16 protein-coding genes are annotated in these 16,108 nt (G+C 64.2%); 13 read left to right on the top strand and 3 right to left on the bottom strand.

Features of this window, described 5'->3' with window-relative positions; all coding sequences use genetic code 11:
* The first annotated feature begins 142 nt into the window (after positions 1–142).
* Together QRN45_RS03790 and QRN45_RS03785 are read left to right on the top strand one after the other, a co-directional pair.
* Positions 143–1,447 carry a M20/M25/M40 family metallo-hydrolase gene (locus QRN45_RS03790; RefSeq protein WP_284762470.1) on the top strand — a complete coding sequence of 435 codons (1,305 nt, stop codon included), beginning with the start codon at positions 143–145 and terminating at the stop codon, positions 1,445–1,447.
* A gap of 10 nt (positions 1,448–1,457) precedes the next feature.
* A complete protein-coding gene (locus tag QRN45_RS03785; protein ID WP_241707736.1) occupies positions 1,458–2,618 on the top strand; it encodes an acyl-CoA dehydrogenase family protein in 1,161 nt (386 codons plus the stop codon).
* Between the two features lie 47 nt (positions 2,619–2,665).
* Here the strand turns inward: QRN45_RS03785 and QRN45_RS03780 are convergent, their stop codons facing one another.
* Positions 2,666–2,899, bottom strand: a complete 234-nt coding sequence (locus QRN45_RS03780) for a DUF5703 family protein (RefSeq protein WP_078108891.1) — start codon at positions 2,897–2,899, stop codon at positions 2,666–2,668.
* 39 nt (positions 2,900–2,938) lie between these two features.
* On the opposite strand from QRN45_RS03780, the gene QRN45_RS03775 reads away from it, so the two are divergent.
* Positions 2,939–3,211: a hypothetical protein gene (locus QRN45_RS03775; protein ID WP_078108892.1), complete on the top strand. Its 273-nt coding sequence runs from the start codon at positions 2,939–2,941 to the stop codon at positions 3,209–3,211.
* A 60-nt stretch (positions 3,212–3,271) separates the two neighbouring features.
* Here the strand turns inward: QRN45_RS03775 and QRN45_RS03770 are convergent, their stop codons facing one another.
* Complete coding sequence (locus QRN45_RS03770; protein ID WP_241707735.1) at positions 3,272–4,204, bottom strand: aldo/keto reductase; 933 nt, start codon at positions 4,202–4,204, stop codon at positions 3,272–3,274.
* A 52-nt stretch (positions 4,205–4,256) separates the two neighbouring features.
* Between QRN45_RS03770 and QRN45_RS03765 the strand changes: the two genes are divergently transcribed.
* Positions 4,257–5,090 (top strand): undecaprenyl-diphosphate phosphatase, encoded by an 834-nt coding sequence (locus QRN45_RS03765; protein WP_078108894.1) that lies wholly within the window; start codon positions 4,257–4,259, stop codon positions 5,088–5,090.
* A gap of 16 nt (positions 5,091–5,106) precedes the next feature.
* Complete coding sequence (gene mshC / locus QRN45_RS03760) at positions 5,107–6,390, top strand: cysteine--1-D-myo-inosityl 2-amino-2-deoxy-alpha-D-glucopyranoside ligase (RefSeq protein ID WP_284762469.1); 1,284 nt, start codon at positions 5,107–5,109, stop codon at positions 6,388–6,390.
* A 106-nt stretch (positions 6,391–6,496) separates the two neighbouring features.
* Here the strand turns inward: mshC and QRN45_RS03755 are convergent, their stop codons facing one another.
* Positions 6,497–7,402 carry a PAC2 family protein gene (locus QRN45_RS03755; RefSeq protein ID WP_078108896.1) on the bottom strand — a complete coding sequence of 302 codons (906 nt, stop codon included), beginning with the start codon at positions 7,400–7,402 and terminating at the stop codon, positions 6,497–6,499.
* Positions 7,403–7,521: 119 nt separating this feature from the next.
* Between QRN45_RS03755 and QRN45_RS03750 the strand changes: the two genes are divergently transcribed.
* The 8 genes from QRN45_RS03750 to prcA all read left to right on the top strand — a co-directional run bounded on the left by QRN45_RS03750 (position 7,522) and on the right by prcA (position 16,107).
* The gene (locus QRN45_RS03750; protein WP_284762468.1) at positions 7,522–8,265 is read left to right on the top strand and encodes an HAD family hydrolase; all 744 of its coding nucleotides are present in this window, start codon (positions 7,522–7,524) and stop codon (positions 8,263–8,265) included.
* Positions 8,266–9,435 (top strand): site-2 protease family protein, encoded by a 1,170-nt coding sequence (locus QRN45_RS03745; RefSeq protein ID WP_284762467.1) that lies wholly within the window; start codon positions 8,266–8,268, stop codon positions 9,433–9,435.
* Positions 9,436–9,547: 112 nt separating this feature from the next.
* Positions 9,548–10,600, top strand: a complete 1,053-nt coding sequence (locus QRN45_RS03740; RefSeq protein ID WP_241707731.1) for a tRNA (adenine-N1)-methyltransferase — start codon at positions 9,548–9,550, stop codon at positions 10,598–10,600.
* 101 nt (positions 10,601–10,701) lie between these two features.
* On the top strand, positions 10,702–12,516 hold the full coding sequence (gene arc / locus QRN45_RS03735) for a proteasome ATPase (protein WP_241707730.1): 1,815 nt from the start codon (positions 10,702–10,704) through the stop codon (positions 12,514–12,516).
* A 50-nt stretch (positions 12,517–12,566) separates the two neighbouring features.
* Positions 12,567–14,183 (top strand): depupylase/deamidase Dop, encoded by a 1,617-nt coding sequence (dop, locus tag QRN45_RS03730; protein ID WP_284762493.1) that lies wholly within the window; start codon positions 12,567–12,569, stop codon positions 14,181–14,183.
* Between the two features lie 123 nt (positions 14,184–14,306).
* On the top strand, positions 14,307–14,510 hold the full coding sequence (locus QRN45_RS03725; RefSeq protein WP_284762466.1) for a ubiquitin-like protein Pup: 204 nt from the start codon (positions 14,307–14,309) through the stop codon (positions 14,508–14,510).
* A gap of 78 nt (positions 14,511–14,588) precedes the next feature.
* Entirely contained in the window at positions 14,589–15,398 is an 810-nt protein-coding gene (prcB, locus tag QRN45_RS03720; RefSeq protein WP_078108901.1) for a proteasome subunit beta, read from the top strand.
* Position 15,399: 1 nt separating this feature from the next.
* A complete protein-coding gene (prcA, locus tag QRN45_RS03715) occupies positions 15,400–16,107 on the top strand; it encodes a proteasome subunit alpha (RefSeq protein WP_078108902.1) in 708 nt (235 codons plus the stop codon).
* Position 16,108 lies beyond the last annotated feature (1 nt).

Raw genomic sequence — 16,108 nt, 5'->3', positions numbered from 1 at the left:
CCTGCCAATCGGCGCCAAAACGCGGGAAAGCACGCGGCCAAACGGGCATGCGGTGGGTAGGCTGAGGGAAGCGCGCGGGGAGCGTCAGCACCACCTGCCTTCCCGCCGGAGTACGTCCATCCCAGCAAGCAAGGAGAGTTCCATGACTGATATCCGACCCGAGGACGAAGTAGTCCGGATCTGCCAGGAACTCATCCGCATAGACACCTCGAACTTCGGCGACGATTCCGGTCCCGGGGAGCGCGCCGCAGCTGAATACACGGCGGCGTTAATTAATGAAGTGGGATTGGACGCGGAAATCTTTGAGTCGGCTCCAGGCCGGGCCAATGTGGTCACGCGCATGGCGGGCGAGGACCCCTCGGCCGGCGCCCTCGTGGTGCACGGCCACCTCGACGTCGTTCCGGCCCTCAAAGACCAGTGGACTGTTGACCCCTTCAGCGGCGAACTCAAGGACGGACTCATCTGGGGACGCGGCGCCGTGGACATGAAGGACATGGACGCCATGATCCTCTCGGTCATGCGTGACTTCGCCCGCACGGGACGCAAGCCCAAGCGCGACATCATCTTCGCGTTCTTCGCCGACGAGGAAGCCGGAGGCAACCACGGCGCGCGCTACGCCGTCGAGCACCGGAGGGAACTCTTCGACGGCGCCACTGAAGCGATCTCCGAAGTGGGTGGCTTCTCGGCCACCATCGGAGGCCAGCGCACTTACTTGCTCCAGACGGCGGAAAAGGGCCTTTCCTGGCTGCGCCTCGTGGCACACGGCAGGGCCGGGCACGGTTCGCAAATCAACACGGACAATGCGATCACCCGCCTGGCCGGGGCTGTCTCCAGGATCGGCGAATACCGCTGGCCGATTGAGCTGACCCCCACCACCCGGCAGTTCCTCGACGGCGTGACGGAACTGACCGGCGTCGAGTTCGATCCGGACAATCCCGAGACACTGCTCAAGGAACTCGGCACCGTAGCGCGCTTCGTCGGAGCTACCCTGCAAAACACCTCGAACCCCACCTTGTTGAGCTCCGGGTACAAGCACAATGTCATCCCCGAATCGGCGGAAGCGCTGGTGGACTGCCGCACGCTGCCCGGCCAGCAGGAGTTGGTCTTCGAAACCGTCAAAAAACTCGCTGGGGACGGGGTGGAGGTCAGCTACGTCAACAAGGACGTGTCCCTGGAAGTGCCGTTTGCCGGCAACCTGGTGGACGCCATGATCGACGCCCTGCATACGGAAGACCCCGGCGCCAAGGTCCTGCCTTACACCTTGTCCGGCGGCACCGACAACAAGTCGCTCAGCAAGATCGGCATCACAGGCTACGGATTCGCCCCGCTGATGCTTCCGGAAGAGCTCGACTTCACGGGCATGTTCCACGGGGTCGACGAACGGGTTCCGGCCGATTCGCTCAAGTTCGGATCCAGGGTGCTCAACACCCTGCTCAGTAACTACTAGGGAGAACCCCTTGATTCCCGAGGAGATCCTGCCGGACGAGCTGCTCGAGCGCATCCGGGCGCGGGCCGCAGGCTATGACCGGAACAACGTGTTCTTCCACGAGGACCTTGAGGAGCTCGCCGCGGCGGGATGCCTGAAGATCTTCGTTCCGGAGTCCGACGGCGGACTGGGGCTCGGGCTCGAAGCCGCGGCGGCGCTTCAGCGCCGGCTTGCCACGGCTGCTCCGGCCACGGCATTGGCCGTCAACATGCACCTGGTCTGGACCGGCGTCGCGCACGTCCTGGCGGCCCGTGGCGACAGCTCCCTTGACTTTGTGCTGAAGGAGGCCGGACAGGGCGAGGTCTTTGCGTTCGGGATTTCCGAACCGGGTAACGACTCCATGCTCTTTGATTCAGGCACGACGGCGGAACCGCAGCCGGATGGCGGGTACAGCTTCACCGGGCGGAAGATCTTCACGAGCCTGTCGCCGGTGTGGACCCGCCTCGGCATCTTCGGCAAGGACAGCGGCGCACGGGAGGGGAGCGGTGAGCTGGTATTCGGCTTCCTCCACCGGGACTCGCCAGGCCACGAGACACTGGATGACTGGGACACCCTGGGCATGCGGGCGAGCCAGTCGAACACCACGCTTCTCCACGGTGCCGTGGTGCGGCCGGAGCGGATCTTCCGGAAACTGCCTGTAGGACCCAATCAGGATCCGTTGATCTTCGCGATCTTCGCGTGCTTCGAAACACTACTTGCCGCGGTCTATACGGGCATTGCGGAGCGGGCATTCAAGCTGGCCGTCGATGCCGTCACGCGCCGGACCTCGGCCAAGTACGGCGGCCGAAGCTTCTCGCAGGACCCGGACATCCGCTGGAAGATCGCTGACGCCGCCATGGCCATGGATTCCATCCAGCCCCAGTTGGCCTCGGTGGCCCGTGACGTGGATGCCGTGGTTGATCACGGGGCGCAGTGGTTTCCAAAGTTCGTGGGCCTCAAGGTGCGGGCCACGGAGAACGCCCGGAGCATGGTGGATGTGGCCATCCGGGTTTCCGGAGGCTCAAGCTACTTCCGCGGCTCGGAACTCGAACGGCTGTACCGCGATGTGCTGGCCGGGATCTTCCATCCGTCCAACGATGAATCAGCGCACACCACGGTAGCCAACGCGTGGCTGGGCCCGCTCGAAAGCTGAAACGCTCGGAAGCTGGAGCGCGGGACCCTGAAATAACGGCTGTGCTGCTATACGGTGCGCTGCACGTTGAGTACCTTGCGGCGCAGCCAGAACCGGCGACCGCCGCCGATATAGAGGATGCTCCGCTCCAGTTCCCACTTGCCGTATTCGGAGTGCTCCACGAGCCGACGTCGCGCCTCGGGCAAGGAATCGTCAGGGCTGACGGTCAGCACGAGATACTCGTACTGCCTTGCGTAGTCCCGCTGACGCTCCACTGAACTGCTCAGAAATTGTTCTCTCATCCCTCTCCATTTTCGTCTTTTTCGGGCTAACGTGAAGTCATGAGCATCGATCCGCGTGTCGCGCTTCAGTCATTGACAGCCGCCTTGGAAGAGCACCTGATTGCCGCTTCCGCCCGCCGTGGCGAAGGAGATCCCACCGTGGAGGCAGCGTTTTTTGCCGTCGCAGATGCCTTTGAGGTATATGAGGACTCACTATACGAGGCCTACTCGGAAGTCACACCCCTTCAGGTGTTCGACGACGATGAAGAGGATGACGACGAGGAGAATAATGAACTCCTCGATGAAGACGAGCTGGAGATCCTTGATCAGTGATGCAGGCTCAGTAATGCAGGCCAGCAATGGGGGGCCGGCAGCGCCGGAGTAACAGCTAGGTCAGACCGCTGAAACGTCCTCCAATGCCCGGGAAATCTCAGCGGGAAGGGGCGCCAGCTGTGCGTCGAGCAGTTCCTTGAGCTGGACCGCATTGCGTGCTCCGACCACGGCCGTGGAGACGCCTGGGCGGGAGAGCAACCAGCTCAGCGAGACGTCCACGGCGGACCGTCCCAGGCCACGAGCGGCCATGGCCACCGCTTCGACGATCCGCGCCCCCCGCGCGTCGAGGTACTTTTCGACGTAACCGCTGAGGCGGCCTTCGGCCGCACGTGATTCAGACGGAATCTGCCCACGGTACTTGCCGCTGAGCACCCCGCGGCCGAGGGGGCCCCACGCCATGAGTCCGAGTCCTGCGTCTTCGACGGCGGGCACCAGCTCGTCTTCGGGCTTCCTGTGCAGGAGCGAGTACTCGGATTGGTTGGCCACCACGGTGAACCCTGCGACAGCCGCGGCCTTGGCGGTCTGCCAGCCGTTGTAGTTGGAGATGCCGACGTACCGTGCGCGTCCCGAGCGCAGCGCGAGGTCAAGGGCGGAGAGCGTTTCGTCCAGCGGGACGTTGCCGTCCCAGGCCTGCGCGAACCAAATGTCGACGTAGTCAGTCCGCAAACGGGCAAGGCTCGCGTCGAGGGCGGACAGCATGGCTCCGCGGGAGGCGTCCACGCTGCGCCGGCTGTCCGACGTCGAGATCCCCGCTTTCGTGGAGAGGGCAACCTCCGATCGCGACACGACGTCCCCCAGCATGGAGCCCAGGAGTGCTTCGGCTTGTCCGCCTGCGTAGGAGGCCGCGGTATCGATCATGGTGCCGCCCGCGGCGATGAACGTATGGAGCAACTCCCGTGCATCCTGCTCGTCCGTTTCTTCCGCCCAGGACATGGTGCCCAGGGAAAGGGTGGACACCCGAAACCCGCTGTTGCCGACGTAACGCTGCTGCATAGCTGATAGCTTACGGGGAGTTCGCCTAGATCATGACGTAGGGTCTATTCACGTGAACTGGATAGAAGCAGCCTTCCTTGGCCTCGTGCAGGGCCTGACAGAATTCCTACCGATTTCTTCAAGCGCGCACCTGCGAATTGTCGGCTCGTTCCTGCCCAATGCGGCGGATCCCGGGGCTGCTTTCACCGCCATCACGCAACTGGGTACCGAGACGGCCGTCATCGTCTTCTTTTGGCGCGACATCGTCAGGATTGTCCGTGCCTGGTTCGGATCGTTGCGCGGCAAGGTCTCCAGGGATGATCCCGACGCGCGGATGGGGTGGCTGGTGATCCTCGGCAGCCTTCCGATCATCGTTCTCGGCCTGCTCTTCCAGGACCAGATCGAATCCGTCCTGCGTAGCTTGTGGATCGTGGCCACCATGCTGATCGTCTTCGGCATGATCCTTGCGGTAGCCGACGCCGTGGGCCGGCAGGAACGCGAGCTGAGCCAATTGACCTTCAAGCATGGCATCCTTTACGGCTTGGCTCAGGCGATGGCGCTCATCCCGGGCGTCTCCCGCTCCGGGGGAACCATCACCGCCGGCCTGTTGATGGGGTACACCCGGGAGGCGGCTGCACGCTATTCGTTCCTGCTGGCCATACCCGCGGTCTTCGGCAGCGGCCTCTACCAGTTATACAAGGTGGTGTCGAAGGAAGGAATCACCGGGCCTTTCGGCTTGCCGGAAACAGCCTTGGCCACGGTTATCGCCTTTGTTGTGGGCTTCATCATCATCGGCTGGTTCCTCAAATTCATCTCCACCCACAGCTACCGCGTCTTCGTGTGGTACCGCATTCTCCTGGGACTCGCCCTCTATGTACTGCTCGGTTTCAATGTCATCAGCGCCTAGCACTATGGTTGAGGCTGTGAAATCGTGGATCTCCCGCCCTGTGCCTGAACTACCCGGCAGCATGCCCTCTTTGAGGCTGTTCGATACCGCCCTCAGGGCCGTGGTGGAGGTCGAGCCACGCGCGGAGCAATCCATGTACGTGTGCGGCATCACCCCCTACGACGCCACCCACATGGGACACGCGGCGAGCTATGTCGCCTTCGACCTGCTCAACCGGGCATGGCGGGACAGCGGCCAGCGGGTCGCGTACGTCCAGAACGTCACCGACGTCGACGACCCCCTGCTTGAGCGCGGCACCGCCACCGGCGTCGATTGGCGCGAGCTGGCGGCGAGCCAGATCGAGCTTTTCCATACCGACATGGACGCCCTCAACGTGCTGGCCCCGAACCATTACATCGGCGCAGTGGAGGCGATCCCGATGATTGTCCCGGCCATTGAGAAACTGATCGCGGACAAACTCGCCTACCGCGTGCACGGTACCGGCGGCGAGCCCGACGGCGACGTGTATTACGACGTCGAGGCAGCCGGCAAAGCGTCGGATAGCCCGGACGCGTGGACGCTCGGGGACATCTCCGGGCTCGGTGAAGTGGAAATGCTGGAGCTTTTCGCCGAACGCGGCGGCGATCCGGGCCGTTCCGGGAAGCGGAATCCCCTTGATCCTTTGCTGTGGCGCGTTGCCCGCGACGGCGAGCCGCACTGGCCCGGCGCGAGCCTCGGTGACGGACGTCCGGGCTGGCACATTGAATGCACCGTCATCGCCCAGAAGTACCTGCCGGCTCCCTTCACCGTGCAGGGCGGCGGATCGGACCTCGTCTTCCCGCACCACGAGATGGGTGCCGGACACGCGTATTCGCTCAGCGGCGTTCCCTTGGCGCACCACTATGCCCACGCCGGAATGGTGGGCCTCGACGGCGAAAAGATGAGCAAGTCCAAGGGCAACCTGGTCCTCGTGTCCAAGCTTCGCGCCGCAGGCGAAGAACCTGCCGCAATCCGCTTGGCGATCCTGGCCCACCACTACCGCTCGGATTGGTCCTGGACCGATGAAGGCTTCGCAGAAGCCAAGGAACGGCTCAAGACGTGGCGGGCGGCCCGGGATATCGCTCCCGAGGGGACGGCGGCGCAGCTGCTCACTCGGATGCGTGCAGAGCTCGCCAACGACCTCAACGCTCCCGGCGCGGTTGCCGCCGTCGATGCCTGGGCCGCTGCGGCCCTTGGCAACCCGTCCAACGCGAATCCGGGCGCCTTCGATTCCGCGCTGGTAAGCGACGCGATCAACGGATTGCTTGGCGTCGAGCTCTAATATCCAAACAACGCGGGGTCGCTTACGGCCCATAATGTCCCTTTGGACGGGCCGTAAGTGACCCCGCGTTGGCTTAGATGCGCACCGCACCCCCGGAGACGGCCCGTCAGGGCTTGTCCTTGCCCCTGCGCTTCAGGTAGCGCTCGAATTCGCGCGCTATGGATTCGCCACTGGCCTCCGGGAGGTCGGCCGTGTCCTTGGCCTCTTCGAGCTGCCGCACATAGGCGGCGATTTCCGGGTCTTCCGTGGCAAGTTCGTCCACTCCGCGCTCCCACGCCTCGGATTCCTCGTTGAGGGCATGGGTGTCCAAGGGCACCTGGAGCAGATCCTCGATCCGGTTCAAGATGGCCAGTTGCGCTTTGGGGGACGGTGGCTGGGCCACATAGTGCGGCACGGCTGCCCACAATGACACCGTGGGCAACCCCGCGAGCAGCGCGAACTCCGCCAGCACACCCACAATGCCTACCGGCCCCTCGTACTGCGACGCCTCAAGGTTCAAGCGCTGCCGCAGTCCGCTGTCGTCCGAGGTAGTGCTGACGGGGATCGGCCGGCTGTGCGGTACGTCGGCCAAAAGCGCGCCGATCAGCACCACGTAGTCAACCTTGAGCGTCTCGGCGTGGACCAGAAGCTCGGCTGTGTAGGCGCGCCAGCGATAGGAAGGCTCGGTGCCGAGCACGAACACCACGTCGACGTTGCTGTCCGGGACGCTCGCCTTGTAAAGGCGCGTGGAAGGCCATTTCACTTTGCGGGTTCCGGCGGCCGTGCGTCGAACGGTCGGCCTGGTGAACTGGAAGTCGTAGTAGTCGTCGGCATCAACGGATGCCACTTTCTTTCCTTGCCACAACTTGTTCAAGTAGTGGAGGGAATCGCTGGCCGCCTCGCCGGCGTCGTTCCAACCTTCGAAAGCCGCGAGCATCACGGTGATGCGCTGGCCTTCGGCTACAGGCTGGAGAAGGCGCTCAGGCTCGGGTGTTGTGGCCTGTCCGTCAGGGGCTCCGTCCAAACTGTTCATTCACTCACCCTACGTCCAACACCGCCACCCATGCATGGCGTGAAGTGACCGGCGTGGCCACACTTCGCCCCCGGCGTAGAACGGCAATTGCCTTCCGTCGTTCCACGTAGACTTTAGGCATGCTTGCTTCAGCCACCCAGCCCTTTGTAAAAGCCGAGCTCAAAGCCGCACTATGGGACATGGATGGCACCTTGGTGGACACCGAGCCATACTGGATTGCCGCGGAACGCGCCCTCGTGGAGTCCCATGGTGGCGCCTGGAGCCATGAACAAGCCATGCAGCTCGTAGGGCAGTCGCTGATGCATTCGGCCGGCATCCTCCAAACGGCTGGGGTGAACCTGGAAAAGCGCGAGATCGTCGACTCCTTGAGCGCCCGGGTCATCGACCGTCTCCGCGTCGAGGTGCCGTGGCGGCCCGGTGCCAAGGAATTGCTTGACGAACTGTTTCAATCAGGCGTCCGCTGCGCCCTCGTGACCATGTCGGAAGGCCCCATGGCGCGGGAGGTCGTGGCCAACCTCTCCAAGCCCTACTTTGAGTTCCTCATCACGGGAGACACCGTGAGCCAAGGAAAACCCCACCCGGAGGCTTACCTTGCCGCCGTCGAGCGACTCCAGGACACAGACCCCGGGCTGACCGCAGACCATTGCGTCGCACTCGAGGACTCGGTCCCGGGAGTTGCGTCCGCGATTGCCTCAGGCGTGGTGACTGTGGGGATCCCGCACCAGATGCCGCTGCCGGAGGATCCCCGCCGGGCAACCTGGGACACCCTTCAGGGCAGGACGGTCGCCGATCTGGAAGCGCTTGTTGCCGCCAGGGCCTCCGCGAATGCGCCGGCCGGGACTCTCCTTGGACGGGCGAACTAAGTGAGCACTCCCCGGAATGGTGGCCATAGCACTCGTCGCGGCAGTAAAGACGGGATTCCCCTCGGCCGGATAGCGGGAATCCCCGTGTACCTCGCTTACTCCTGGTTCATCATCGCGGCGTTCACGGTGATCGCGGTTGGCCCGGTCGTATTCGTGCAGCACCCCTCTCTGGGGAACGGAGCGTACTTCGTCGCCTTTGCCTATGCGGTGCTCCTGGCCCTGTCCGTGCTGGTTCACGAGCTCGCCCATGCCTTGACCGCCAAGGCCTTCAGCTGGCCCACGGAGAAGATCGTTTTGAATCTCTGGGGCGGCCACACCCAGTTCGAGAGCTTCATTTCTTCTCCTGGCCGCTCGGTGGTTGTTGCTTTGGCAGGACCCGCCGCGAACTTTGTCCTCGCGGCGGCCGCCTGGCCACTGGTGGTGGCCCATGCGTTTAGCGGGGTGGCGGAGGAATTGACGAACAGCTTCATGTGGGCCAATTTGCTGATCGGCATTTTCAATGTGCTCCCGGGCCTGCCCCTGGACGGCGGGCGCTTGGTGGAGTCCGCGGTATGGAAAGTGACGGGCAGCCAGGAAAAGGGGACAGTGGCGGCTGGCTGGGCCGGAAGGCTCGTCGCAATCGTCCTGGTTGTATGGCTCGTCGCCCCGCCTTTGCTGAGCGGCAGCACCCCAAATTTCACCTTGATGCTCATCACCATCCTTGTCTGCAGTTTCCTGTGGATGGGTGCCTCAGGCGCTATTCAGCAGGCGACGCTCCGCGGACGCCTCCCCTCGGTGAGTGCCGCCGCCTTGGCCGAACCCGCCGTCGGGATTCCGAACTCGGCGACTGTGGCGGATGTCCTGGGCGTGGCACCTTACGGCACTCCCGCCGTCGTGATCTGCGGACCGGATGGCCGGCCGCAGGGCCTCGTTGATCCGGCTGCCGCCGCCGCCGTGCCGGCTTCCGAGGTATCCATAACCTTCGTGACCGCGGTTTCCACCCCGCTCGCGGACGGGGCATACGTGCCCTGGACGTCCAGCGGCCAGGAACTGATCCAGTATTTGGCGCAGCTCAGCGGCGCCGAATACGCGGTCGTGGATGAAGCCGGCACAGTCATGGGCCTGCTGCGGCAGCAGGCCGTAGTGACAGCCATTACAGGTAAAGTAGCCCGACGGAGCGGACGCCCGTAGGACCTTCCCGGTAGAGTTACCTGCCGGCCGTGAATTAACCCGGCCGCGCATCACCAAGCAGTAACTGTGGCAACAAAAGACGGCCCAGCCGTACAGGAGCGAGGAAATCCCCATGAGCAGCGAAACCGCCGCCAACTTCACGGCCACCGGCGCCGCCGACACCGCCCTTCAGCCGACGGGTGCGGCACGGCGCCGAGGGCCGTTCCGCGTGGGCGAGCGGGTTCAACTCACGGACGAGCGCGGCCGGATGAACACCATCACCTTGGAGGAAGGCGGAGCCTTCCACACGCACCGCGGCTTCCTCAACCATGACGAAATCATCGGCCAGGTTGATGGCTCCGTAGTCGCCAACAACATCGGCCAGCAGTACCAGACGCTCCGGCCGCTGCTCTCGGACTTCGTGTTGTCCATGCCCCGCGGCGCAGCAGTGGTCTACCCCAAGGATGCCGGGCAGATCGTCACGATGGCCGATATCTTCCCGGGTGCACGGGTTGTGGAAGCCGGCGTTGGTTCGGGCGCCCTTTCGATCTCCCTGCTCCGCGCAGTGGGGGACAACGGTTACCTGCACTCTTTCGAACGTCGCGAAGAGTTCGCGGACATCGCCCGCGGCAACGTGGAAACAATTTTCGGCGGCCCGCACCCCGCCTGGAAGATCTCGCTGGGCGACTTCCAGGAGGAAGTGGTCCGCAGTGAAGAGCCCGGATCCGTGGACCGTGTGGTGCTGGACATGCTCGCTCCTTGGGAATGCCTCGACGCCGTAGCCACCGTCCTGGCCCCCGGCGGCGTGTGGATCAACTATGTGGCCACGGTGACCCAGCTTTCCCGCACTGCCGAAGCCATCCGCGCCGACGGCCGGTTCACGGAACCGGACGCCTGGGAGTCCATGGTCCGTGGCTGGCATCTTGAGGGCCTCGCTGTCCGCCCCGACCACCGCATGGTGGCCCACACCGGCTTCCTTTTGGTCACCCGCCGCCTCGCCGACGGCGTGACCGGAATCTCCGTCAAACGGCGTCCGTCCAAGACCGAGTTCAGCGAAGAGGACTTGAACGCGTGGACACCGGGCGCCGTAGGGGAGCGCGCGGTTTCCGACAAAAAACTGCGTCGGGCGGCACGCGATGCGATTGCCGGCACCCACGTCAAGGACGACCCCACGCCTGCTTCCTGAGGAAACATCACAAACTGGTCCGCATTCCGGATGTCACAGGTTTCCCGACGCTTTTGAGGGCTAAGGTCTATTTATAGAAAGCGGGAAGGAGCTGATGCTTCGTGGATACGTCGAACAATGACTTCGGGCGAACGACGCCGGAGGAGCCAGCGAACAAGGCTGTGACTGAGGGAAAAGCGGGACACGGGGGTGGAGCAATCCAGCCGGTGGACGACTCCGCGGAACTCACCGTCGCGGAACGCCAGATCAACATCCTTCGAGACAAGCTGCGCCACATCGACCGTCAGCTTGCCGCCGCCACCCAGAACAACACCAAGCTCGTGACCATGCTGGAAACGGCGAAGGCCGAAATCCTGCGGCTCAAAGGAGCCCTCGAGCAGGACGGCCAACCGCCGTACAGCTTCGGGACGATCCTGCAGATCAATCCGAGGCGCCAGCCAACGGCAGGCAGCACGGGCCAGGCGGCCACTGAGGAGTCGGTAGACATCTTCAACGCCGGCCGCAAGATGCGCGTGGGCGTCAGCCCGCTCGTGAACCTCAACCAGCTGGCCGTCGGACAGGAAGTCCTCCTCAATGAGGCCCTGCTCGTGGTGACCGGACTGGGGTACGAACGGGCAGGCGAACTGGTCACGCTCAAGGAGATGCTCGGCACGGACCGCGCCTTGGTAGTGGGCAGGGCCGATGAAGAGCGCGTGGTGAGGCTCTCGGGTGCCTTGCAGAAAGTGCACCTGCGGGTCGGTGACGCCCTGTCCCTCGATTCCCGCACCGGCTATGCCTTGGAGAAGGTTCCCCGGGCAGAAGTCGAAAACCTCGTCCTCGAGGAAGTCCCGGATATCACCTACGAGGACATCGGCGGCCTGGGCCCGCAAATCGAACAGATCCGCGACGCGGTGGAACTCCCGTTCCTGCACCCGGACCTGTACCGCGAACACGGGCTCAAAGCACCCAAGGGCATCCTCCTGTACGGGCCTCCGGGCTGCGGCAAGACGCTGATCGCCAAAGCCGTTGCCAACTCGCTGGCCGCCCGCGCCTCCGAACGCGCCGGCAACGTGGACCTGAAGAGCTACTTCCTGAACATCAAGGGACCTGAACTCCTTGACAAGTACGTCGGCGAAACAGAGCGGCACATCCGCCTGATCTTCGCCCGCGCCCGGGAGAAGGCTTCGGATGGCAGCCCCGTGGTGGTGTTCTTCGACGAGATGGACTCGCTGTTCCGCACCCGCGGCACCGGTGTCTCTTCCGACGTCGAAACAACCATCGTTCCGCAGCTCCTGAGCGAGATCGACGGCGTCGAACGGCTGGACAACGTGATCGTGATCGGCGCTTCGAACCGCGAAGACATGATCGACCCGGCTATTCTGCGGCCCGGCCGCCTGGATGTGAAGGTCAAGATCCAACGGCCGGACGCCGAAGCGGCCGCCGATATTTTCGCCAAGTACATCACCACCGACCTTCCTTTCCACGCGACGGATCTGGCAGAGCATGGCGGCGACGTCCAGGCCACGGTCGACGCCATCATCCAGCGCACCGTTGAAGCGATGTATTCGACGGAGAAATCCAACGAGTACCTCGAAGTCACGTACGCCAACGGCGATACCGAGATGCTCTACTTCAAGGACTTCAACTCCGGTGCCGTGGTCCAGAACGTTGTGGACCGGGCCAAGAAGTACGCCATCAAGGACCTCCTGCTGACCCAGCAGAAAGGCCTGCGGATCGACCACTTCCTGCGCGCCGTCGTCGACGAATTCCGCGAGCACGAGGACATGCCCAACACCACCAACCCGGATGACTGGGCACGCATCTCAGGCAAGAAGGGCGAACGCATCACCTACATCCGCACCATCGTCCAGGGCAAGGCCGGCCAGGAGCCCGGGAAGTCGATCGAAACGACTCCCAACACCGGCCAGTACCTGTGACGGCCCGGCCGGAAGGCCTGCCTTCGGACAGGCTTCCCGTCGGCGGGGCCATGCGGGTCATGGGATCGGAAACCGAATACGGCATCCATTCGCCCTCCGCGCCGGGGGCGAACGCCACGATGATGTCCGCGCGGATCATCCAGGCCTACGCCAACCTGACGCGGCAACGGGCGGCCGGCGGCGCCGAGACCCGTTGGGACTATACGGACGAAGAACCCCTGCATGACGCGCGCGGTTGGACACTCGAGCGGAGTGCCGCCGATCCCAGCCAGCTGACTGACAGGCCCCCGGTGCTCGACGCCGAGGCCGTCGCGCTGGCGTACGGACGCCAGGAACTGGAAGCCGACGGCGGCGACGAGTCCGGATCGCTGCTCATGAACATGGTGCTCGGCAACGGGGCCCGGCTGTACGTGGACCATGCCCATCCTGAATATTCCAGTCCCGAGGTCACGAATCCCCGTGACGCCGTGGCCTGGGACGCGGCCGGCGACCTCGTCGCCTTGGCCACCGTTCGGAAGGTGGCCGCCGATCCCGACCTGCCGCCCATCAACCTGTACAAGAACAACACCGACAACAAATCGGTGTCCTATGGGTCCCACGAGAACTACCTCATGCCGCGCTCGGTGCCTTTCGGGGACATCGTCCGGGGCCTGACGCCGTTCTTCGTCACCCGCCAGGTCATCTGCGGAGCCGGTCGACTCGGCAAGGGCCAGGACGGTTCAACTGCCGGATTCCAGATCAGCCAGCGGGCGGACTTCTTCGAAGCCGAGGTGGGACTGGAAACCACCATCAGGCGTCCGATCATCAACACCCGGGATGAACCGCACGCCACCGCGGACAAGTACCGGCGCCTGCATGTCATCATCGGCGACGCCAACCTGAGCCAGGTGTCGAACTACTTGAAGTTCGGCACCACGGCTTTGGTCCTGAGCCTTATCGAAGCCGGCCAGGCTCCGAAGATCGAAGTACATGAGCCTGTGGCCGGCCTGCAGGCCATCAGCCATGACACCTCCCTGACCGCCACCGTCAGGCTTCTTGACGGACGGCGGGTCACCGCGCTGGATATCCAGTGGATGTACTACGAGGCAGCGGCCAAACTTGGCCAGGAGACCGGGGTTTCCGATTCCTTCAGTGGAGACGGCCATACCCGTGACGTCCTGGAGCGGTGGGAGTCGACGCTGGGGCTCTTGGGGAGCAACCCCGCGAGTGCCGCGTCTTCCGTCGAATGGCTGGCCAAGATGTCCCTGCTCGATGGCTACCGGAACCGTGACGACCTGGAATGGAACGACGCCCGCCTGGGGCTTGTCGATTTGCAATGGTCCGACGTGAGGCCGGAGAAAGGCCTGTATTACAGGATGCTTTCCCGCGACCGAATGGAGACGATCGTCGACGACGCCACGATCAGCCGCGCCGTCGTCGAACCGCCATCGGACACCCGGGCGTATTTCCGCGGGAAGTGTGTTTCCAGCTTCGGCAAGGATGTGGTCGGCGCCAGCTGGGATTCAGTCATCTTCGACGTTCCCGGCATCGGGAAACTGCAGCGGGTACCCACGAGGGAACCCCTCCGCGGCACCGAAGCACTCACCGGTCAGTTGTTTCGGAAGCATGCCACAGCCGGTGCATTCCTGCGTGAATTGCTCGGCCTGGACCCGGCCCCGCCCGCCTGAACGGGCAGCTGAGGAACGGCCGCCAAACGGGCCCGACAAAACCGCAGCGTCACGGCCCGCCCCGTGGCAGTATGGCATTACAGGAAGTCCCCGTTGCCGGGGATGGACAGAATGGAGAAGGAAATGGCAGCTCAGGAGCAGCAGCAACCGCAGTCGCGGGACGTCGAGACAGAGGCCGACGCCCCCGAGGCACCGCCCGCAGCGCCAGAGGCACAGTCCTCGGTCGCCACGCAGGGCGTTGACGATCTCCTCGACGAAATCGACGGCGTACTTGAGTCGAACGCCGAGGAATTCGTGCGGGCATTTGTGCAAAAGGGCGGTCAATAGCCAGCCGCCAGCCAAGCCAAGGGCCCGGCCGGCGCGAGGCCGCCGGGCATCGGATGTCAGAGTCGAAGGAGCGCAGCAATGCAGGATCCATCAGCCGGCCACCTGGCCACCCAAGCAACGTCTTCGTTCATAGAGCATCTGCAACGCTCCAGGCCTGAACTCCTTCCCTTCAACCAAGCGCTGCCTGCGGGACAAATTCCGCCGGTGCCCCATGCCACGACAATCGTCGCCCTGAGTTATCCAGGCGGCGTCCTGATGGCGGGGGACAGGCGTGCCACCATGGGCAACGTGATCGCCAGCAGGCATATCGAGAAGGTCTTCCCGGCCGACGAATATTCCGTCCTGGGAATTGCCGGGACAGCAGGCCTGGCTATCGACATCACCCGGTTGTTCCAGGTTGAACTGGAACACTACGAAAAGATCGAGGGCACACTGCTGAGCCTGGACGGCAAAGCCAACCGGCTTGGAGCCATGATCCGTGGAAACCTGCCCATGGCGATGCAGGGCCTTGCGGTGATCCCGCTCTTCGCTGGGTTCGACCAGTCGGCCGGCGTGGGACGGCTTTTCTCGTACGACGTCACCGGCGGACGATACGAGGAATTGGAGCACCATTCGGTCGGATCCGGTTCCGTCTTCGCACGTGGCGCCTTGAAGAAGCTGTGGCGGCCGAACCTCACTGAAGACGAGGCCGTCGCCGTCGCCGTCGAAGCCCTCTACGACGCCGCCGACGACGACTCCGCCACCGGCGGTCCGGACCCCGTCCGGCAGCTCTGGCCGGTGGTGTATACCGTCAACCGCGCCGGCGCCCGCCGCGTGCCGGAACGGGAATTGGCGGCGATCGCAGGATCCATTGTTGAATCGCGCGCAGTTGCCGGACGGGAGGCCTGAGATGACCCAGCAGTTCTATGTTTCGCCCGAGCAACTGATGAAGGACCGCGCGGATTTCGCGCGGAAGGGCATCGCCCGCGGCCGTTCCGTCGTCGTGATCAGTTGTGCTGACGGCATCGCGTTGGTGGCGGAGAACCCTTCGCCGTCGCTCCATAAGATCGGTGAGATCTACGACAAGATCGCGTTCGCCGCCGTGGGCAAGTACAACGAGTTTGAGAGTCTTCGCCAAGCAGGCGTCCGCTACGCCGACGTCCGCGGCTATTCGTACGATCGCGAGGACGTCACGGCCCGCGGCCTGGCCAGCGTCTACGCGCAGAGCCTGGGCGCAGTCTTCACCGCGGAACAAAAGCCCTTCGAGGTGGAGCTCGCAGTCGCAGAGGTCGGGCATACGCAAGCCGGCGACCACCTTTATCGGCTGACTTTCGACGGTTCGATCGCCGACGAGAACGGTTTTGTGGTGATGGGCGGCTTGGCCGAGCAAGTAGCCGAGACCGTGGCCGGCGGTTGGAAGGCCGACCTCAACCTGGCCGGCGCACTCCGCCTGGCGGTCAAGGCGCTGGCCACGGACAAGGAAGTCGACGCACTGCCCGGCACCGCCGTCGAGGCCGCAGTCCTTGACCGGAGTCCGGAAAGCGGACGCGGTTCCCGACGGGCCTTCCGGCGGCTCCGGGCGGACGAAATCACGCAGCTGCTGGCAGGGGAGGCCTGAG

The sequence above is a fragment of the Arthrobacter sp. efr-133-R2A-63 genome, from assembly GCF_030209795.1.
In the GTDB taxonomy this organism is placed as follows: domain Bacteria; phylum Actinomycetota; class Actinomycetes; order Actinomycetales; family Micrococcaceae; genus Arthrobacter; species Arthrobacter bambusae_A.
This window is presented reverse-complemented; position numbering and strand designations above follow the sequence as displayed.

Bases quoted from the DNA above. Each gene is read 5' to 3' on its own strand.
- QRN45_RS03790 (WP_284762470.1), top strand. From the start codon at position 143: ATGACTGATATCCGACCCGAGGACGAAGTAGTCCGGATCTGCCAGGAA.
- QRN45_RS03780 (WP_078108891.1), bottom strand. From the start codon at position 2,899: ATGAGAGAACAATTTCTGAGCAGTTCAGTGGAGCGTCAGCGGGACTAC.
- QRN45_RS03775 (WP_078108892.1), top strand. From the start codon at position 2,939: ATGAGCATCGATCCGCGTGTCGCGCTTCAGTCATTGACAGCCGCCTTG.
- QRN45_RS03770 (WP_241707735.1), bottom strand. From the start codon at position 4,204: ATGCAGCAGCGTTACGTCGGCAACAGCGGGTTTCGGGTGTCCACCCTT.
- QRN45_RS03755 (WP_078108896.1), bottom strand. From the start codon at position 7,402: ATGAACAGTTTGGACGGAGCCCCTGACGGACAGGCCACAACACCCGAG.
- QRN45_RS03750 (WP_284762468.1), top strand. From the start codon at position 7,522: ATGCTTGCTTCAGCCACCCAGCCCTTTGTAAAAGCCGAGCTCAAAGCC.
- QRN45_RS03740 (WP_241707731.1), top strand. From the start codon at position 9,548: ATGAGCAGCGAAACCGCCGCCAACTTCACGGCCACCGGCGCCGCCGAC.
- dop (WP_284762493.1), top strand. From the start codon at position 12,567: ATGCGGGTCATGGGATCGGAAACCGAATACGGCATCCATTCGCCCTCC.
- QRN45_RS03725 (WP_284762466.1), top strand. From the start codon at position 14,307: ATGGCAGCTCAGGAGCAGCAGCAACCGCAGTCGCGGGACGTCGAGACA.
- prcB (WP_078108901.1), top strand. From the start codon at position 14,589: ATGCAGGATCCATCAGCCGGCCACCTGGCCACCCAAGCAACGTCTTCG.
- prcA (WP_078108902.1), top strand. From the start codon at position 15,400: ATGACCCAGCAGTTCTATGTTTCGCCCGAGCAACTGATGAAGGACCGC.